Annotated in this window: 22 protein-coding genes and 1 pseudogene; 21 read left to right on the top strand and 2 right to left on the bottom strand. The window is 29.9% G+C overall.

Annotation, left to right across the window (positions count from 1 at the left end; all coding sequences use genetic code 11):
- From FAY47_RS11905 to FAY47_RS11835, 17 genes and pseudogenes are all read left to right on the top strand, one after another.
- Positions 1 to 587, top strand: a pseudogene (locus tag FAY47_RS11905) (hypothetical protein); the annotation flags it as partial.
- Positions 588 to 600: 13 nt separating this feature from the next.
- Positions 601 to 1,341, top strand: a complete 741-nt coding sequence (locus FAY47_RS11900; RefSeq protein ID WP_143316934.1) for a hypothetical protein — start codon at positions 601 to 603, stop codon at positions 1,339 to 1,341.
- Positions 1,342 to 1,661: 320 nt separating this feature from the next.
- The gene (locus FAY47_RS20325) at positions 1,662 to 1,805 is read left to right on the top strand and encodes a hypothetical protein (protein WP_185966816.1); all 144 of its coding nucleotides are present in this window, start codon (positions 1,662 to 1,664) and stop codon (positions 1,803 to 1,805) included.
- A 46-nt stretch (positions 1,806 to 1,851) separates the two neighbouring features.
- Positions 1,852 to 2,040 (top strand): Imm53 family immunity protein, encoded by a 189-nt coding sequence (locus FAY47_RS11895; RefSeq protein WP_143316933.1) that lies wholly within the window; start codon positions 1,852 to 1,854, stop codon positions 2,038 to 2,040.
- A gap of 132 nt (positions 2,041 to 2,172) precedes the next feature.
- Entirely contained in the window at positions 2,173 to 2,349 is a 177-nt protein-coding gene (locus tag FAY47_RS20320; protein WP_185966815.1) for a hypothetical protein, read from the top strand.
- 131 nt (positions 2,350 to 2,480) lie between these two features.
- Entirely contained in the window at positions 2,481 to 3,272 is a 792-nt protein-coding gene (locus tag FAY47_RS11890; protein ID WP_143316932.1) for an RHS repeat-associated core domain-containing protein, read from the top strand.
- A 9-nt stretch (positions 3,273 to 3,281) separates the two neighbouring features.
- The gene (locus FAY47_RS11885) at positions 3,282 to 3,761 is read left to right on the top strand and encodes a hypothetical protein (protein ID WP_143316931.1); all 480 of its coding nucleotides are present in this window, start codon (positions 3,282 to 3,284) and stop codon (positions 3,759 to 3,761) included.
- A 73-nt stretch (positions 3,762 to 3,834) separates the two neighbouring features.
- Entirely contained in the window at positions 3,835 to 4,671 is an 837-nt protein-coding gene (locus tag FAY47_RS11880; RefSeq protein ID WP_143316930.1) for an alpha/beta hydrolase, read from the top strand.
- Positions 4,672 to 4,772: 101 nt separating this feature from the next.
- Positions 4,773 to 5,741 (top strand): aromatic acid exporter family protein, encoded by a 969-nt coding sequence (locus FAY47_RS11875; protein WP_143316929.1) that lies wholly within the window; start codon positions 4,773 to 4,775, stop codon positions 5,739 to 5,741.
- Positions 5,742 to 5,930: 189 nt separating this feature from the next.
- Entirely contained in the window at positions 5,931 to 6,263 is a 333-nt protein-coding gene (locus FAY47_RS11870) for a PadR family transcriptional regulator (protein WP_143316928.1), read from the top strand.
- A gap of 2 nt (positions 6,264 to 6,265) precedes the next feature.
- The gene (locus FAY47_RS11865; RefSeq protein ID WP_143316927.1) at positions 6,266 to 6,922 is read left to right on the top strand and encodes a permease prefix domain 1-containing protein; all 657 of its coding nucleotides are present in this window, start codon (positions 6,266 to 6,268) and stop codon (positions 6,920 to 6,922) included.
- A 4-nt stretch (positions 6,923 to 6,926) separates the two neighbouring features.
- Positions 6,927 to 7,862, top strand: coding sequence for a DUF4097 family beta strand repeat-containing protein (locus FAY47_RS11860; protein WP_143316926.1), 936 nt, complete (start codon positions 6,927 to 6,929; stop codon positions 7,860 to 7,862).
- A gap of 184 nt (positions 7,863 to 8,046) precedes the next feature.
- Positions 8,047 to 8,733 carry a hypothetical protein gene (locus FAY47_RS11855; RefSeq protein ID WP_143316925.1) on the top strand — a complete coding sequence of 229 codons (687 nt, stop codon included), beginning with the start codon at positions 8,047 to 8,049 and terminating at the stop codon, positions 8,731 to 8,733.
- Positions 8,734 to 8,959: 226 nt separating this feature from the next.
- The gene (locus FAY47_RS11850; protein ID WP_143316924.1) at positions 8,960 to 10,990 is read left to right on the top strand and encodes a chemotaxis protein CheA; all 2,031 of its coding nucleotides are present in this window, start codon (positions 8,960 to 8,962) and stop codon (positions 10,988 to 10,990) included.
- Between the two features lie 24 nt (positions 10,991 to 11,014).
- Positions 11,015 to 12,709, top strand: a complete 1,695-nt coding sequence (locus FAY47_RS11845; protein WP_143316923.1) for a methyl-accepting chemotaxis protein — start codon at positions 11,015 to 11,017, stop codon at positions 12,707 to 12,709.
- 14 nt (positions 12,710 to 12,723) lie between these two features.
- The gene (locus FAY47_RS11840) at positions 12,724 to 13,539 is read left to right on the top strand and encodes a protein-glutamate O-methyltransferase CheR (protein ID WP_143316922.1); all 816 of its coding nucleotides are present in this window, start codon (positions 12,724 to 12,726) and stop codon (positions 13,537 to 13,539) included.
- Positions 13,540 to 13,543: 4 nt separating this feature from the next.
- Positions 13,544 to 14,566 carry a chemotaxis response regulator protein-glutamate methylesterase gene (locus tag FAY47_RS11835; protein ID WP_143316921.1) on the top strand — a complete coding sequence of 341 codons (1,023 nt, stop codon included), beginning with the start codon at positions 13,544 to 13,546 and terminating at the stop codon, positions 14,564 to 14,566.
- A gap of 27 nt (positions 14,567 to 14,593) precedes the next feature.
- On the opposite strand, the gene FAY47_RS11830 is transcribed toward FAY47_RS11835, so the two are convergent.
- The gene (locus FAY47_RS11830; protein ID WP_143316920.1) at positions 14,594 to 15,250 is read right to left on the bottom strand and encodes a response regulator transcription factor; all 657 of its coding nucleotides are present in this window, start codon (positions 15,248 to 15,250) and stop codon (positions 14,594 to 14,596) included.
- Between the two features lie 268 nt (positions 15,251 to 15,518).
- On the opposite strand from FAY47_RS11830, the gene FAY47_RS11825 reads away from it, so the two are divergent.
- From FAY47_RS11825 to FAY47_RS11815, 3 genes are all read left to right on the top strand, one after another.
- Positions 15,519 to 15,890, top strand: coding sequence for a response regulator (locus tag FAY47_RS11825; protein ID WP_143316919.1), 372 nt, complete (start codon positions 15,519 to 15,521; stop codon positions 15,888 to 15,890).
- 81 nt (positions 15,891 to 15,971) lie between these two features.
- Positions 15,972 to 16,463: a chemotaxis protein CheW gene (locus FAY47_RS11820; RefSeq protein ID WP_143316918.1), complete on the top strand. Its 492-nt coding sequence runs from the start codon at positions 15,972 to 15,974 to the stop codon at positions 16,461 to 16,463.
- 21 nt (positions 16,464 to 16,484) lie between these two features.
- Positions 16,485 to 18,053 carry a methyl-accepting chemotaxis protein gene (locus FAY47_RS11815; protein WP_143316917.1) on the top strand — a complete coding sequence of 523 codons (1,569 nt, stop codon included), beginning with the start codon at positions 16,485 to 16,487 and terminating at the stop codon, positions 18,051 to 18,053.
- A gap of 51 nt (positions 18,054 to 18,104) precedes the next feature.
- Here FAY47_RS11815 and FAY47_RS11810 read toward each other — a convergent pair whose 3' ends face one another.
- Entirely contained in the window at positions 18,105 to 19,079 is a 975-nt protein-coding gene (locus tag FAY47_RS11810) for an AraC family transcriptional regulator (RefSeq protein WP_143316916.1), read from the bottom strand.
- A 196-nt stretch (positions 19,080 to 19,275) separates the two neighbouring features.
- Here FAY47_RS11810 and FAY47_RS11805 point away from each other — a divergent pair, with 196 nt between their 5' ends.
- Positions 19,276 to 20,169, top strand: a complete 894-nt coding sequence (locus FAY47_RS11805; RefSeq protein ID WP_143316915.1) for an EamA family transporter — start codon at positions 19,276 to 19,278, stop codon at positions 20,167 to 20,169.
- The last annotated feature ends 4 nt before the right edge of the window (positions 20,170 to 20,173 follow it).

The following is a 20,173-nucleotide window of genomic DNA, read 5'->3' as shown; positions in this document are numbered from 1 at the left end:
GCTATCGGATAAATGCAGATGGTATAATAGGAAAAACAGGTGATTTGTTAGGACATAATTTATTTGCTTATTGTAAGAACAATCCTGTTAATATGGTTGATAATAATGGACAATGTGCTTGGTTTATTCCATTAGGAATTTTGGCGGGAGAGTTTATAGAAGCAGCAATAATATCTGTAGGAGCAGTAGTTATTATACACCAGACTGTAAAGCTTATTTCATCAAGTCCATCAATGCAAAAGGCAAAGTCTAGGACAAAAGTCCATGGAAATAGCAAACAAAGCAAAAAGCCTCAACACGGATATGAGATTTATAATAAGAAAACAGGTGATGTAGTCAAGGTTGGAATTAGTGGTGGAAAAGTAAGATTAGATGGGAAATCATATAGAGCAGAGAAACAGGTACGGGCATTTAATAGATTTGAAAATGATGATATATATGAATCAAGAATAATGGAATATTTTCCAGATAGACAGAGTGCACTTGATTGGGAGTGGACTGATTCACAATTTAGGTATAGTCAAGGACATTCTATGAGATACCATAAAAGGCCAGCATTCGATAATTGGTGGGATCCAGAAATTTAAGCGAGGTTAAAGTATGTATATAAGAGAAATACAATTAAATTTACCATATAAAGAAAAAAAGGAAATAATAAATGAACTAATGAAAGTACATAATTGCACATATGAAGAAGCTATACAAATTGATTATGATGAAAATTGGAGCATTAAAGTTAGGAGTCGATTTGATTTAGAGAGTAGATGTATGATTGATATGTTTTTAAGATTGCTTGGAAAATATAAAACAAAAAGTTGTTCTAAAATAGTTATTGACTGTGTTGAGAAAGCACCGAATACAGAGTATCCTTGCTATAGGGGAAGTGTTATGGGGGTAGGGGTAATTCATTATGAGTTTGATTATAAAGAATTTTTTGCAAAAAGTGAGTATGAAAAAAAACAAGTAGTATTAGAAATTATTAAAAAAAGTTTTTATAGCATAGAAAAAGAAGAAGAGTTGGAATTGGCAGTTTTAGAAGATGTATTTCATAAAATTGAGGAGTTAGGATATAATAATTTTTGGGTGTTTGGGAAAGCTGTAAAGAGTCCTAATAAATTGTATACTGCTGAATTGTATATCGAGCATAAAATACAGGAAATTGATTTTTTTGCTGTAGTTCGTAATAAACAAGGTGAAATAGTAGAAAAAAAGTTAATAGTATCAGAAAAGCCAAATAGATGGATGTATGGTCAGTATTTATGCAAGTTAGTTTGGGCTTCGGATACAGAAATTCATCTAAAAGATAAAATGGGATGTTCACTTTTTGTTATATCTCTATAATTCATATTCAATAGTATATTTATTTGAAAAATTAACTAAACGTCAATGAGTAAAAACAATGCTTGTTGGCGTTTTTTTAGTTAGGAATAGTTATATTTGCAATGAGTGGATAAGATTCTGTGGTAGTAGGATTTTGATAATAATTAAGGAATAAGAAAAGACAGTAAATGGAGCAACAATAAAGTATCATTTACTATGAGATAGAGTAACCTTTGAAAGTAATGGAACAGAAAATATATACTATACTTATGATAGTAGCAATAATTTGTTAAGTATGAACCTTTTATGAAACTTGGAAGTATAATCCGAGAAATCCGAATATGTTTGATACTAAAATTAGATACGATGGAACTGGAAAGCCACATTACAATCCAGTAACGGAGGAAGAGTTAGTACCTCATGTTCATGATAAAACAGTACCAGGAAGGATAAGAGCACCGCTTTCTTGGGAAGTCCCTAAATAATTGAAAAAGATTAGTAGTATATTAAAGAAAAAAGGAAGTTTGTGATATGAATATGATAAAATTGTTACAAGACTGGTATAATAGAAATTGTAATGGAGATTGGGAACATAGTTATGGAGTAAACATAGGAACATTAGATAATCCAGGATGGACTGTTGATATAGATTTAATTGGTACAAGTTTAGAGAATGAGAAATTTAATAAGGTTAAAAAATACATTAATGAAAGAAATTAGATAGTGTGTGAAGTAGTGGATAATGTATTCAGAGGTAGAGGTAGTAAAGATACACTGGAAGAAATTTTTGAGATTTTTTTCAACTGGGAATCAGCTAATAAATAAAAATTATTTACTGTATTAGTAGTTAGTATGAAATCCTATTTAGGAGCAATTTGGATAGGAACACTATTTATACCACTTTGTATTGGAGGAATAGGTATATATAGAAATAATGCAGATTTAATTATGTTAGGGATATTATTAATTGCTGCTGTATCTGGTATACCAGCTATAGTTCTTCCTAAGCTTGCAAATAAGAATAAGTAGAAATTGAAAGAGTGACTCAAAATGATTTTTAATTATTTTGAGTCACTCTATTTTAGTAAAGTAGTTGATAATGATTAAATGGAACAGATAATATATATTATACTTATGATAACAGCAATAATCTGTTAAGTATGAACCTTAATGGAGCAGAGTATTACTATATAAGAAATGTTCAAGGAGACATAATAGGGTTATATGATAAAGATGGTAAAGTTGTAGTAAATTATGTATATGACTCATGGGGTAAATTAATTTCAACAACAGGATCTTTAGCTTCAACAGTAGGCATAAAGAATCCTTATAGATATAGGGGATATAGATATGATACTGAAACAGGGTTATATTATTTACAGAGTAGATATTATAATGCGGACTGGGGTAGGTTTGTAAATTGTGATGATGTATGCGGGAAAATAGGTGAATTACTGTCTCATAATGTATTTTCATATTGTGCAAATAATCCAATTAATAATTTGGACACTGATGGTCATAGATGGTGGTGGATTGATACAGGATTAAATATACTAGGATTTTTTAGGCCGATTTTTATAGTTGAGCCTGTTAAGAATCCTTTGAAGAATTATAGGTTGGATGGCATTGGAAACTATGTAAGTGGAACGACAATTGCAAATAGTATGCTTGGCGCTAATGGATCACAATTTTCAAGTAAGACAATATTAAAAAAAGGTAGAACTGAAAGAATTGATGTTGAAAATCCAGCACCGGGTAAAAGAGCAGGAGATATTCACTATCATGAGCCTAATAATAAAAAATGGAGATTTGACACAGACACTAAAAAATTCATAGATCCAGATACTAAAGAATTAGCTTCAAGTAGGATTCAAAAACTATTGAAGGATAATGAGATTAGGACTACCATAAATAAAGGATTAAAATACCTAGGTGAGTTAAAAATATTTTAGGAGGAAACGATGATTTATAATAAAGAAATGAAAAAATTAATAGATGAGATTAATGATATTAGCAAGCTAAACGTGAATATTGACTTAATTGAACTTTCAGATATACTATTTCCAAAACATATGAAATTGTATAACACTTATGGTGATGAATACTATTTAATTGATGATGCTTCTACAACAAAAAAAAGTGATGAGGAACTTTCTTGGTTAGAGTGGGACATTAATGAAAAATATATAGCTTTTGAGGATGAGTCTATATTAAAAGCTACAAAGTTTGGGTTAATTACAGCAAAAGTTTGGACCCAAACTCTAAAGGAAAAGTATCCAAATAAAGAATTTGAAGTTGTATTAAGTATTGATGTAGGTGAAATTAATTGTATTTTACCTTCAGCAACTTTGAGATTTTATCATGTCAGAGAAGGATATCATTGTTGTTCTGATATAGAGAAATTTGATCAACCTATATTGATAACTTCTACATTTTTCTAGATTTAAAATAGGAATATCTTTTTTTATCTTTATGAATATACTGCTAATAAGTATTTATTTATGGAGATATATTATGGGCTATTATTTAAAAGTAGAACAGAATGTGAAAATTTATGTAGAAGATCTTAATGAAGAAGGGAAAAATACAATTTTATTTCTTCATGGATGGCCAGGGAGCCATAAGCTATTTGAGTATCAGTTTGATTATCTTTCTAAAAAGGGATATAGGTGTATTGGTTTAGATCAAAGAGGATTTGGAAATTCAGATAAGCCATTAACAGGTTATGATTATAATACATTATCAGATGATGTTAGAGCTGTTATAGAGTCCCTTCAATTAAAAGATTTTACTTTAGCAGGGCACTCTACAGGTGGATCAATTGCAATTAGATATATGGCAAGACATAATGGGTATGGAGTATCAAAGTTAGCACTTTTTGCAGCAGCAGCTCCTAGTCTTATTAAGCGTTCATATTTCCCTTTTGGATTAAAATCAGAAGCGGTAGAAGAAATAATAAAAGGAACATATGCTGATCGTCCTAAAATGTTAAGAAGTTTTGGGGATACATTCTTTTATAAAAAGGTAAGCAAACCATTTTCAGATTGGTTCTTTGAAATAGGCTTACAAGCAGCAGGTTGGGCTACAGCTGAAATTGCAAAAACCTGGCTTGATGAAGAACAGTTATTTTATGATATGAGAAAAATAAAAGTGCCAACATTAATTCTTCATGGGATTCATGATAAGGTATGTTTATTCCCTCTAGCAGAAGAGCAAAGAAGATTTATTAAAGATTCTAAATTAGTTAAATTTGAGCAGAGTGGACATGGATTGTTCTATGATGAACGTGAAAAATTTAATAAGGAATTGATTAAGTTTATTGAAAATACAAAATGTAAGTGCGAAAGTTAGAATTAAAGATTAAGTGGGAAAAATATATTCATTTAAAGAAAAATCTAGTTTATAATAGAGCAAATAGCATATTACTATGGTAATAGAAGAAGGGTTACAAAATGATAGAATATTTACAATCAAAAACATTTAAGATGGCGCTATCGGCTACAATTGCAATTACTATATCTAGTTATTTAGGCTTACAGTTTGGGGTAACTTCAGGAATAATAGCGATACTTAGCATTCAAGACACTAAAAAAGAAGCTATTCTAGTTAGTGGAAGACGGATATTAGCATCTACAATTGCTATACTTTTATCTTTTTTCTTATATATATTACTAGGGAATAATCCTGTCGTATTTGGGTTGTTTTTATTAATCTTTATATCTGTAACTAAGGGATTAAAAATAGAGGAAGGCATGGTTGTTGGGGCTGTATTATCAACGCATCTATTAACAAGTGCAAATATTAATAGCTCATGGATTATAAATGAAGCTAAGTTAACCATAATAGGAATTGGTGTTGCAATGCTTTTTAATTTATATACAGCATCTTTAGAAGATAAATTTGAAAAGAATAAAGAAAGAATAGAAGATTATTATAGATTATTATTATCAGATATGGCAGTTAGTTTAGTTACCCAAGCTGTGTCAATTCACCAGAAGAAAATATTGATAGAGGTTGAAGAGTTAATTAAAAGTACTAGAATTATAGCTCAGAGTATAAGTAATAATCACCTATTTAAAAAGTATAATTATTATTTAAGCTACATAGATATGAGAATACTTCAATTAGAATCTATAAAAAGAATGGAAAGGCATTTTTTAAGATTTTATATGACTTATGATCAAACTAGAATATTATCGGAGTTTACAAATAATGTAGCTATTAATATTCATGAAGATAATGATTGTGTTAATTTAATTAATGAAATTACAATTCTTAGAAAAGAATATCAAATGATGGAATTACCTAAAAATCGAGATGAATTTGAAAATAGAGCTATACTGTTCCAATTTTTAAATGATCTGGAGGATTTCTTAACAATAAAAAGGGATTTTAAGATAGAATATAGCAGATCAAATTGAATATAATTTTATTAGACACGGCTTAATGCAGTGTCTTTCTATTTTATATAATTATATATAAGGTAATTCGTAAAAAAATATACTTTTATATGCAATATACATTGACAGGTGAGGTATGTTTGAATATACTATATATTAAAGAAGAAATGAATTTAATTGTAGGTCATAATTTTAAAAAGGAGTGGGTTTATGTCAATAACTTCAGATATTATAAGAGGACATACAGAAACTATAATTTTATCTCACTTAGAAGAGAAGGATAGTTACGGTTATGAGATAAATAAATCTATACAACAAAAGACAGATAATCAATATGAACTTAAGGAAGCAACTTTATATTCTGCATTTAGAAGATTAGAGCAAGGAAATTTAATAACTTCCTACTGGGGAGATCAATCTACAGGAGCCAGAAGACGATATTATGCTATTACGCCTCTTGGAAGAGCAGCATTAGAACAAAATAAACTGGATTGGGAAAATGCAAAGCAGTTAATTGACAAGTTAATTAATGGAGGAGAATAATTATGTGTGAAAAATTTCGTGAAAAGTTAGATGAATTATTTGAAAATGCGCCAGAGACTTATAGAGCAAGAGAGCTTAAAGAAGAATTACTAGCAAATCTTATGGATAAATATAATGATTTAATATCTTCAGGAAAAAATGAAGAGGAAGCTTTTAATATTGCTATTTCAAGCATAGGGGATATAGATGAACTTATAAAGGGTCTAAAGGAAAAAGATGTGCTTAATTATGAAGATATGAAAAAAAGTAGCAAGAAGAATGCGCTCGTTTTAACTATTGCAATAGGTTTGTATATTATGAGTGTGGTTATTTTAATAATGTTCACTGAGGTCCTTAGAATTAATGAAGAAGTATCGGTTTGTGTAATGCTTACAATGGATGCAGTAGCTACTTGTCTTATAATATATAATTCAGTATCTAAACCTAAATATTTAAAAGCTGATGATACTATTGTGGAAGAATTTAAAGAATGGAAATCAGCAAATAGTAAAGAAAAAGAAGTGATAAAATCAATAAAATCTATAGTGTGGCTTGTTATTTTTGCAGTATATTTTTTATCTAGTTATGCTTTTAAAATATGGTCATTTTCTTGGGTTATATTTATAATCGGAGTAGCTATTGAAAAAGTTATTATTTTATCTTTTCAGTTAAGGAAGTGATAATGTGAATAAGAAATTGATAAAAACTCTAATTGCCATATGGGCAATTGTAGCTATTTCATTAACTGGATTTCTTGTATATGGAATAGTTAGTGGTAAGGGAATGAAAAATATGATTAAGCCATTTGTATTTTCTTTTAACTCAGAGACTACAATCCAAAAGGAAGAAAGCATAGATTTAACTAATTTAAACAAAGTGAATATAAACTTTTCTAGTAGTGATGTAGTATTGAAAACTACTGATGAGCCTAAAATGAAAGTGGTACAGAGGGCAAAAAGCAAACTAGATGATAATGAGAAATTTATTGTTGATAAAACAGGGGACGAAGTCATTATAAGAAAAAAATCATTAAACGCATCTAGTATTTTCCATTTTGGAATCTATAGTGAGGAAATAGAAATATATATTCCTAAAAGTTATAATAAGGATTTAAATGTTGAATCTTCATCTGGAGATGTTAAATCAAGCCTAGAAACAAGCTTAAACAAAGTTAGTTTCTCAGCTCATTCTGGTGATATAGGTATGGAGACTGGTATAAATGCTAATGATGTTAAGATAAAAGTTAGTTCAGGTAATGTAGATGGAGAATCTATAACAAGCAAAACCTATGATATTAGCAGTTCTTCGGGAGATATTAATATAAATTCTGTTTCAGGGTCAGGAGAAATAGAATCTAGGTCAGGAGATATAAAAATTCAATACAAAGATATTAGTGAATATTCCAATGTTAGTGCTCATTCTGGAGATATTAATATATTTATTCCAAGTGAATTAAGTTTTAAATTTAGTGGGAAATGTATTTCCGGAGATATAACATCAGATTTTGATTTGAATTATAAAAACAAAAAGGAAAATGAAGCAACTGGACAAATTGGTAACGGACCTTATAAAAATTTAGATGTAAATACATCTTCAGGAGATATAGATATTAAAAAATAGATTAGAGGTTTTAAGTAGGCGTTTGAAAAGGAGAAAAGATCCATTTCAAATGCCTATTATTATATCTGTTATGTATATTTATTACAAAAAAATATCTTTATTAAATATAAAGGAATATAAGTAAAATACGATAATTATTACAAATATAGTATTTTATTTATAAATGAACATGGGGGGAGTTAGTATGAGTATAAGTATTGGCATAAATAGGCCAATAGTGATGAATACCGGTTATACTAAGGATAATAGAGCAAATTTGCTGATGAAACAAAAAGAAAGTTTGCAAAAGCAAATTCAGCTTATAGAAAAAGATAAAGGTTCAAATGATTCTGAGAAAAAGAAGAAGATAGACGAAGTTAAGAAACAAATTGATAAGGTAAATGTTGAAATAGATAAAGAAAGCGTTGAAAAAGTTAAAGAGGGTAGTAAAGAAATTCTTAAAAAGATGACAGAACAAATTGAGAAAGATGATTCTGTTGAAGAAAAAGAGAGGGATGGGAATGTAGCTGTAAACTATAGTCTTATTTCTGCATCTAGCGATGGTAAGCATGTTCAAAAGCTTAACGGGTATAGAAAGAAAGCAATACATGAAGATGGAATTAATTCTTCCAGGGTAAGAAGAATAGACCAAATGATAGAGGAAAAAATGAAAAATATTCAAAAGAGCCTTATAAGTGCTAAAAAGGCAGTAGAAGAATATTCAAAGAACAGTAAAATAAAATCTGAAGAAAAAGGTGGCGAAGGAAATAGTAATACCATAGGAGAAAGAGAAGACACCGATATTAAAGTTGATGTTAAGAAAGAAGAAACTTCAAAGGAAAAGGATATAAGTCAAAAAGGGAATAGAAAGGTAATAAATACCCGTATATAAAGAATAGTTTTAAATGTAAAACAGTAAAGTATGTAATCATAAATATACTTTACTGTTTTTTTATGATTATTATAATAACGTGCAATTTGCATTCAGTGATAACATTAGTGGTGCTTTTAGCATTAAAGAAATGACTAGCGGTACTTATAAGATGTTAGAAAAGTATTTAATATAAAAATATAGATTAATTTATGTCTTTATAGTAGTTGTTAGGGAGGAATTTTAAATGTCGGAAAACACCTCGAATGAATCTTTGTTAGATGTTTATATATTTGAGACTACCCAACTTATAGAAGAATTAGAGCAATTGGTGATTAGTGGGGAAAAGGAGAATGGTTTTTCAGATTGTATAAATGAAATATTTAGGATTATGCATACAGTTAAAGGGGCATCAGCAATGATGATGTTTGATAATATCGCAGAATTATCTCATGCTGTAGAAGATTTGTTTTATTATCTTAGAGAGGAAAAACCAGGGGAAATTGACTGTAACACATTGGGTGATATTGTATTGGAAGCTATTGATTTTATCCGAAATGAAATAGTAAAAATACAAGAAGGAAATACTCCGGATGGTGACGTTACAAGTAAGATCAGTAATATAGAAGGATTTTTAAAAGAGATAAAAGAAGTTCATGAAAGCGATGAGGTAGTAGAAAAACAACAAATTCAAATTGAAGAAAGCAGTAAAGTTAAAAAAACATGTTTCAGTGAAGGATATGAAGCTACTGTTAACTTTGATGAAGGTTGTGGAATGGAAAATATAAGATGTTTTGAAATTATACACAAGGTATCGCAAATTGGTGAGGTAGTAAGCACTAAACCAAAAGATGTACTTGATAGTGAAGATGATGAAAAGGTTAATGGACAAATCAGGAATGATGGTTTTAATATTGCCTTTTCTTCAGACTTAGATATGGAGTCAGTTAAAGCGATAATAAGTGAAACATTTTTTATAAATAAGTTAAAGATTAAGAAACTAAATGAGGAAAGATTTGTAGAAGATATAACTACAAAAGAACAAGTAGACAAAGATGAAGAGAAAAATGCGGATAAAATAAAGAAAAAAGAAAAGGGAGCCAGCCATCAAGGGTTTATAAGCTTGAGTCTAGATAAGGCAAATAAACTTATGGATCTAATTGGTGAACTAGTTATGTCGGAATCTATGGTTACACAGAACCCAGATTTAATAGGACTTGAATTAGGCAATTTTCAAAAGTCAGCTAGGCAGCTTCGTAAGATTATAGCTGAGGTTCAGGATACTGTTATGTCCATAAGGATGGTACCTCTTTCTGCAACATTTCAGAAGCTCAATAGAATTGTAAGAGATATGAGTAAAAAGATGGATAAGGAAGTTAAGTTAACAATTATAGGAGAAGAAACAGAAGTTGATAAAAATATAATTGAACATATATCTGATCCATTAATGCATATTGTTCGTAATTCAATTGACCACGGAATAGAGACCACTGAAGAAAGAGTAAGTAAAGGGAAAGACAAAGTAGGAAGTGTAACGCTTCAAGCTAAAAATTCAGGCAGCGATGTACTTATCATAGTAAAAGATGATGGTAAGGGTATGAGTGAGGAGAAAATATTAAAAAAGGCAAGGGAAAATGGATTGCTTATTAAAGATGAAAATGAAATGACAAGGGAAGAAATATTTAATCTTATATTTTTGCCAGGGTTTTCAACAAAAGAAGCTGTAACTGAATATAGTGGCAGGGGCGTTGGTATGGATGTTGTGGCAAAAAATATTGAAAAGATTGGTGGTTCAGTTAGGGTTGATAGTACTGAAGGTGTAGGGACAAGTATTTTAATTAAAATACCATTAACTTTGGCAATTATAGATGGAATGAATGTTAAGGTGGGGAAGGCAAGATATACTCTTCCAACTAGTTCGATAAAGGAATTCTTTAGGCCTAAGGATAGTGATATTATTAATGATCCAGATAATAATGAAATGATTATGGTAAGAGGGAAATGTTATCCAATAGTTAGATTAAATGAACATTTTTCTGTGGAGACAAATATAAGCAAGGTCTCAGAAGGTGTGCTTATAATGGTGGAACAAGATAATAAGGGCTTTTGTATTTGGGTAGATGAATTATTAGGACAACAACAAGTGGTAGTTAAAGCATTGCCAAGTTATATTAAAAATATTAGGAATATAAAAGATTTATCAGGGTGTACGCTTTTAGGAGATGGAAATATAAGTTTAATTATAGATATTACAGGATTAATAAATCTAATATATTAAGATATACGGAGGATTATGAGGATTATGATAAAGTTTTTTAAAGATATAAAGATTGGAACAAAATTAATAGCTGGATTTATAGCTTTAGCATTAATATGTGGTATTGTAGGATTTGTTGGGATTGTGAAAATAAATGAGACAGATAAAAATTATACTGATTTATATGTAAATTATGGGGCAAGCAATGCAGATATCGCAAATGTCTCTATTGCATATCAAAGAATTAAAATAAATTTGTACAAGATTATAATAGAAAAGGATAGTAATAATAGAAATGAATATATAACTAAAATAAAGAGTTATAGCAGTGATATGGAACAAAGTTTAGAGAAATTTGAAAAAGCAATTCAGACAGAAGACGCGAAGGAGAAGGTATCGAATCTTAAAAAATCCATTAATAAATATAATTCTATTCAAGACAATATTATTAATATGACTCTTTCTGGGAAGGAAAATGAGAGTTATGCATTATTGATTCAAGCTTCAACACAGGATATATCATCAGAAATAAATGACTCAATTGATAGTTTGTTTGAATTAAATATATCGAAAGGAACAGATAAAGCTGCTGAATATTCCTCAGTAGTACATACTGCTATCACAACTATGGTTATTGTAATTATCTTTGCAATAGTAGTAGCCTTAGTTCTAGGAATTCTTATTTCTAGAAGTATAAGTAAACCTATATCAAAGCTTGTAGGGGTAACAGGTGAAATAAGTAATGGTAATTTAAATGTAGATATTACAGATGACTCTAATGATGAAATAGGTGTTCTTTCAAAATCTATGAAGAAAATGTCTTACAAGTTAAATGAAGTTATGGGGAATATCAGTTTTGCAGCAGAACAAGTTACAATAGGATCTAAACAAATTGCAGATTCAACTGTAGCCCTATCACAAGGAGCTACGGAACAAGCAAGTGCTGTTGAAGAATTAACAGCTTCTATTGAAGAAATATCTGCACAAATAAAAATGAATGCCGAAAATGCGAGAAAGGCTAATGATATAGCAGATAGCACAAAAACCAATGCTGTAAAAAGAAATAGTGAGATGAAATTAATGCTTAATGCAATGGATGAAATTAATGTTTCTTCTAATAATATTTCTAAAATTATTAAGGTGATTGATGAAATTGCATTCCAAACTAATATACTTGCGTTAAATGCAGCTGTAGAAGCTGCAAGAGCAGGAAAGTATGGAAAAGGATTTACTGTTGTAGCAGAGGAAGTACGTAATTTAGCAGCAAGGTCTGCAAAAGCAGCTAAAGAAACTACAGAGATAATAGAGGAATCTATTATCAAAATAGAAGATGGAACTAATATAGCAAATCAAACGGCAGATGCTCTAGGTAAAATAGTAATGGATGTTGAAGACGTTGCAGGAATAATTAATGAAATAGCAATAGCATCAGATGAACAAGCTACTGGAATAGCGCAAATATCTCAAGGAGTTGTACAAATATCACAAGTTGTACAAAGTAATTCTGCTACTGCAGAAGAAGGTGCAGCTTCAAGTGAGGAGCTAGCAGGGCAAGCTGAAGTTTTAAAAGATCAAGTTAATATGTTCTATTTAAAGAAAGATAGTAATTCAAATTTTTATGTAGAATCTAATTTTAGAGAGAATAATGATTTTTCTAGAGAAGAGGATTTAATTAAAAATAAAAATGAATCAAATCCTAAAAGAATAATACTTAGTGATAGTGAATTTGGAAAGTATTAAAATAAGGGGATTTTATGATTACAATTACAGAAAAAGAGTTCAATCAGTTAGCTAGATATATTAAGGATAACTATGGGATTAATTTAAAGGAGGAGAAAAAGATTCTGCTTATCGGAAGATTGCATACTGTATTGGCAGAACATAATCTTGAAAGTTTTTCTCAATATTATCAGTATTTAATTGGCGATAGAACTGGAAAGGCTGCTATTACATTAATTAATAAAATTACAACTAATCACACATATTTTATGCGTGAAAATAATCATTTTCATTATATGAGAGAAAATGTTTTGCCGAGCTTAGCTAATACAATTAAGGACAGAGATTTGAGAATATGGTGCGCTGGTTGTGCATCGGGGGAGGAAGCTTATACAATAGCTATGATATTAGATGAATTCTGTCAAAGAGAAAAATTATGTTGGGATAAAAAATTATTAGCTACTGATATATCAGAAAATGTCCTAAGTATGGCTATAAGTGGGATATATAGCAAAGAGCAAGTCTCACCTTTACCTGATAGGTGGAAAAAAGAGTATTTAAAAAAATATGATGAAGATAATTTTGTTTTTATAGATAAGATAAAAGATGAAATTGTATATAGAAAATTTAATTTAATGGATAGCATATTTCCTTTTAAGAAGAAATTTCATGTGATTTTTTGCAGAAATGTAATGATCTATTTTGATAATGATACTAAAGATAAATTGATTCGTAAGTTTTATGATGATATGGAATACGGTGGGTATCTTTTTATTGGACATTCGGAGTCCTTAAATGGTGGATTAGGAGGATTTAAGTATATAATGCCTTCTGTATATAGAAAGGAATAAATCTATGGGAAGAATTAGAGTGTTGGTAGTTGATGATAGTGTGTTATTTCGAGAGGCAATTTCAAAGGGAATATCTAAAGATGCTAATATAGAGGTAGTTGGAAAAGCAAAAGATCCATATGATGCTAGAGATAAAATTCTTGAATTAAGCCCTGATGTTATGATTTGTGATGTATTAATGCCTAAGTTAAATGGTGTTGAATTTATAAAAAGACTACTTCCGCAATATAAAATTCCAGTGATAGTTATTAGTTCACTAAGCGATATGGCGTTTGAGGCAATGGATGCAGGTGCAGTAGATTTCTTAACTAAACCTGATACTATGACTGCAAATAATTTTGAAAACTTTATTAAGGAATTAACTTTAAAGATTAAGGGTGCAACAAATATTAATTTATCTACAAATTATATGCATGAAAAGTTTAAGATAGAAGAAAAAAATAATAGCTTAAGTGATATTAGCAATAAGATAATTGCAGTTGGGGCTTCCACAGGGGGAACAGAAGCAATCTATAGTATATTAAAAGTTTTACCCAAATCAGTGCCTGGCATAGTTATAGTTCAGCATATACCTCCAGCTTTTTCAAAGATGTTTGCTGAGAGACTTAATGTGCAGACTGAATTTAAGGTTAAAGAAGCAGAAACTGGAGATGTTATTGAACAAGGAACTGTGCTAATAGCGCCAGGAGATAAACATATGAAAGTTAAAAAAGTAGATAGTAAATATATTGTAGAAACTAGTATAGGAGATAAAGTTAGCGGACATTGTCCTTCTGTAGATGTATTATTTGAATCTGTAGCAAAGATAGCAGCTAAAAGTTCTATAGGTATTATACTTACTGGTATGGGGCGAGATGGTGCAAAGGGACTTCTGTCTATGAGAAAAGCAGGCGCAAGAACTATTGGGCAAGATGAAGAAACTTCTGTAGTATATGGTATGCCAAAAGTGGCATTTGAGATAGGGGCTGTTGAAAAACAGGCATCACTAGCAAATATACCTAATGTATTGTTAAATTTCATTAAATAAAAAAGACTTCTAGGAAGTCTTTTTTGTTTAAACTAATTCGTTTCTTACAGCGTATACTGCCAGTTGGGTACGATCTTTTAATTGAAGTTTAGAAATAATTTCGGTAATAATGTTTTTAACAGTGCCTTCTGCAATGAATAGTGATGCTCCAATTTCCTTGTTATCTTTTCCATCGACAATCATAGAAACAATATGCAGTTCTCTTTCTGTTAGAGATATATTTATACCAGCAACGCTAACATTTCTTTTTAATGATTTTTTGTTTTCGTTATGTATATTGAGCACCATTGGATTTAAAATATCTTTAGTAATTACACCAAGACCTAATGAAGTGCTCTTTATAGAAAGTATAAGTTCTTCAGTGCTTATACTTTTAAGAATATAACCATCGGCACCATTGCGTATCGCATCAGTGACATCTTTTTTATCATTAGATGCACTTAGTATTAGTACTTTAATATGTGGAAAATCAGTTTTTATTAACTTTGTAGCTTTTGAACCATTACAAACAGGCATAATCAAATCCATTAAAACTACATTAGGTTTATATTTTTTACACAAGTCATATGCTTCTAAGCCATTAGTGGCGCAAGCTAAAACTTTTATGTCACTATTACTTTCAATTACTTTCTTAAAACTTTCTCTCAAGAGCTTCTGATCTTCAGCTATAATAACCGTTGTCATAATTCCCACCCCATACCAAATCATTATTATTCACTAAGAAAAATTATACCAGTTTTTAAATATGAGAACAATGTATAAAATTGCATTAATGTGTATAAAAATGTAAAAAAACGGCTAATGCAGTTTGCATTTTTATATAAATTATGTGCAATTTGCATTCTAATCGATGACTAGAGGTACTACAAAGAGTTTAATAAAACCCTTAAAATATAAATGTTGGAGTAAATAGATAAGAATTTAAATAAGATAAATAAAGGGGAGAATAATTATGAAGAGAGTACTTGTAGTAGATGATGCAGCTTTTATGAGACTTTCTCTAAAAGGAATTTTAGAGAGATGTGGATTTGAAGTTGTAGGTGAAGCTGAAAATGGTGTTAAGGCTATTCAATTATACAGACAACTTAAGCCAGATTTTGTAACAATGGATTTGACCATGCCAGAGCTTGGTGGAGTAGATGCAACAAAGATGATAAAGATGATTGATAATGAGGCAAAGATTGTCGTTATTTCATCCATGGGGCATGAAACATCAGTTAAGGAGGCTATAATGGCAGGTGCTATATCTTTTATATTAAAACCTTTTGATGAGGAAACTGTAATTAGACAGCTAAAGGAAATTGAAAAAAGTATAGTTGACTAGTATATTTCTATAAATATGAATTTAACTTGTTCTATTTATTAAAGATTTAAGTTTAATTTAAAAAGCTGGAGTGGTGTTTAAATGGATGGAAATATAATTAATGATATTGAAGATTTAGAAGAAGATACTCAAAAGGAAAAATATCTTACATTTGTACTTGATAATGAATCATATGGAATAGGGATAGATAATGTAATAGAGATAATAGGTATACAGCCAATAACCTCAGTTCCAGAACTTCCTGAGTATATAAGGGGAATTATTAATCTAAGAGGGAAGATAATTCCTGTAATGGATGTAAGACTAAGATTTAAGAAAAAGTTTATAGAATACAACGATAGAACTTGCATAATTGTTGTTTATATAAACGAATTATCTATTGGACTTATAGTGGATAGCGTTTCAGAGGTGCTAGTAATACCAGATAAAGATGTTGTAGTGCCACCAAGCTTAGATAAGGTTAGTAGTAAATATATAAGGGGAATAGGAAAAGTAGATAATGAAGTGAAATTGATTTTAGATTGTAATAAGCTTATAGCGGATGATGAAAAGGAAATGTTTAATAATGCTTAATATTGTAAGGGGAATATTATAATGAAATTGTTTTATAATATGAAGGTAAAAGTAAAAATACTTCTAGGATTTTTAATAGTATCTGTTATCACAGGGATAATTGGAGTGCAAGGAATCATAAATATGAATAATATCAATAAGCTTGATACTAAGCTATATGAGAAGATGACAGAACCACTAGGAGAAGTAATTGATATCACTGAATCTTTTAATAATATGAGAGGATATATTAGAGATATACTATTAAAAGAAAACTCAGCAGAGATACAAGAATATACGAATAAAATTAAAGAAGCAAGTAGTGAATTTGACTTAAGCCTTGACATAGTAGCGAAAACAACATCTACTAAAGAAGAGGACGAAGCTATTAAAGAATTGAAGAATTCAAAGTTGAAATATTTGGATGTTGTAAATAGGATAATAAAATTAAGAAATGAAAATAAAAGGCAAGAAGCAACGAATCTTCTTTATACAGAAGGAAAGCCAGCGTTAGAAGAGTTGAAGGCTAACATTGAGGGCTTTAGTCATTTAAAAACAAGGCTAGCAAAGGAGACATCAGAAAATAATGATATAACTGCAGCTAAAACAACAACGATGTCGGTAATAATTCAAGTGTTAGGGATAGTAACAGCCATAGGTATAGGTATAATAATTTCCTTATCTATAAGTAGACCGATACATAGAATAATAGAAATAGCTAGTAAGATAGCTGACGGAGATTTTGATGTTGATATTGAGATAAAAGGTAAAGACGAATTAGGTTTATTGTCATTAGCTTTTAAAAGGATGACAGAAAAGTTAAATAAAGCTATGAGCCATATAAATACAGTAGCAGAACAAGTATCAGCTGGATCAAAACAAGTAGCAGATTCTAGTACTGCTCTTTCCCAAGGAGCTATGGAACAAGCTAGTTCTATTGAAGAATTAACTACATCAGTTGAAGAAATATCAGCACAAACAAAAATGAATGCAGAAATTGCTGAAAAGGTTAATAGTATTGCTGAAGATGCTAAGCTAAATGCAGAAGAAGGCCATGGACAAATGGAAGAGATGAAAAGAGCTGTAGAAGAAATAAATAATTCTTCAAGTAACATATATAAAATTATTAAAGTAATTGATGAAATTGCTTTCCAAACTAATATTTTAGCTTTAAATGCAGCTGTAGAGGCTGCAAGAGCTGGACAGCATGGGAAAGGTTTTGGGGTAGTTGCAGAAGAAGTTAGAAACTTGGCAGCAAGATCAGCGAAAGCAGCTAAGGAGACAGCTAATATGATTGAAGGTTCTATTGAAAAAGCAGAAGCAGGAACTAAGATAGTAAATGAAACTGCTGGAGTATTAAATAGAATAGTCGGGGATACAATTAAGGTGGCAGAATTTATTGACCAAATAACTAGAGCTTCAAATGAGCAAGCAGAAGCTATAGAACAGGTTAATGAAGGCATTATGCAAGTATCAAATGTAGTCCAAACTAATTCTGCTACATCAGAAGAAAGTGCAGCTGCAAGTGAAGAATTAGCATCTCAAGCAGAATTGCTAAAAGGACAAGTTAATCAATTCAAGTTAAAGAAAAGTGTTGGTATGTTTACATAGATATTTATAAAGGAAAAATGTTCTGGAAAATTTATTACTCCTATTATTTCATCAATAAATAGATGAGATAATAGGAGCTTTTTTAATGGTTTGAAGTATCAATTTATTATTTTTATTAAGGGTATATAGAATTTTTATAGAGCTATTTCTATATTCAGAAGGAGTACAACCTATATATTTTTTAAATATTTTTCCAAAATAACTTGTTCCATTAAAGCCTACATCAAAGGCAATATTAGAAATAGGTTCTTTGTTTTTCAAAAGTAGTTCCTTTGCTTTTGAAACTCTATATTCCATTAAGTATTCAAAAGGTGTAACTTTTAAAATTCTTTTAAAGCTACGACAACATTCGCTTTTGCTAATACTTGCAGCAGCAGCGATATTATCTAGGGAAATATCCTCTGAATAACATTTGTGTATATAATATAAAGCTGATTTTACACGTTCTTCATCATGTGAAACCACATTGACACAGTCTTTTATATCTTCTTTGATTTCCCGCAATAAATTTAGCCAAGCACTACATAAATAATTTCTCATTTCTAGTTCGTAACCATATGTTTTTTCATTAGATAATAAAAAGATCTCTTTTAAATAATTCAATATATTTTGCTGCCATTTAACAGTTGACTTTAAAGAGATAAATTTTAAATTACTACTTTCCGAGATTGGTTTTATATATTTTTGTTCTATAAGTGACTGATTTATGCCTCCTATTAAAATTGGATCAAATACAATAGAAAACATAATACTATTGCTGTTAAAGGGTTTAACTTGATGCAGAACATTGGAATTAATCATGATTCCTTCGCCTGGTTCTAATATTATTTTCTCGCCTTCAACAAAAAAGTATACTTTTTCATAAAGGGAATATGAAAACTGTATTTCTTTATGCCAATGTAGTCTTATATGCCCATCTTCAAATAAGTTGAAATTATCAGTATAAATTGCCATTGGGAAATCATAAGAACCATGTTTTGTTGTTTCTTGCAAATTGTTATCTACTTCTATTTTTGTTACTTGCATTTCTATCATCTCGCTAATATAGTTTTATTTTTGAGCAATATATTAATTGTTGTAAGTTGAAAATAGTAATAAAATTATTACATATTTATTTAAATAAAGCAATATAATTGCAATTATCTATAATTATGATACTAGTAAATTGTTATAGGGAAATTTATTGTGCCGTAGGGTAATTGCAAAAAGGAGTGAAAAGATAGTGAATTTTCAGTCAAGGATAAAAGGAATAATACTTGTGATAATAGGGGCCATGCTATGGGGGATATCAGGAACTGTTGCTCAATACTTATTTGAAGAAAAAGGGGTTAGTCCGGAATGGCTTGTTGTAATCCGCTTATTAGTATCAGGGGTAATACTATTATTATATGTTTTTATTAAGGGTAAGCAAAATATATGGGAAGTGTGGAGAACTAAACATGATAGTTTGAATCTTATATTTTTTAGTGTTTTAGGCATGTTAGGTGTTCAGTATACATATTTTGCTGCTATTAAATATGGAAATGCAGCAACAGCAACGATACTTCAATATTCATCACCAATAATAATTACTTGCTATTTAGCTATTCGCACTAAAAAAGTTCCAAGTTTAAAAGAAATTATTGCTATTGGATTAGCTATGTTAGGTACATTTTTTATCATTACTAAAGGTAATATTCATAGTATATCCATTTCAAAGTTAGCTCTATTTTGGGGTATTGCCTCAGCATTTGCAGCAGCTTTTTACACATTACAACCTCGTTCATTACTTAAAAAATGGGGGGCGGTACTAGTAGTTGGATGGGGTATGTTAATAGGTGGCATAGCTTTCAGTTTTATTCAGCAACCATGGAATTGTACTGGTGAATGGTCAATTACATCAATATTGGCTGTTATATTTGTGGTGTTATTTGGAACCTTAATTGCTTTTACTTGTTTTTTAGAAAGTTTAAAATATATAAAACCAACAGAGTCAAGCGTCTTATCATCAGCTGAACCTCTATCTGCAGCTTTATTATCTGTTTTATGGTTACATGAACAGCTTGGAATAATGCAGTGGTTAGGAACAGTGTGTATTATAATTACAATTATAATGCTGTCTAGAGTAAAAAAGTAATAGA

This window comes from Clostridium sp. HBUAS56017, from assembly GCF_007115085.1.
In the GTDB taxonomy this organism is placed as follows: domain Bacteria; phylum Bacillota; class Clostridia; order Clostridiales; family Clostridiaceae; genus Clostridium; species Clostridium cibarium.
Note: the sequence above shows the minus strand (reverse complement) of the source record. Positions and strands in the feature narration are given on the sequence as shown.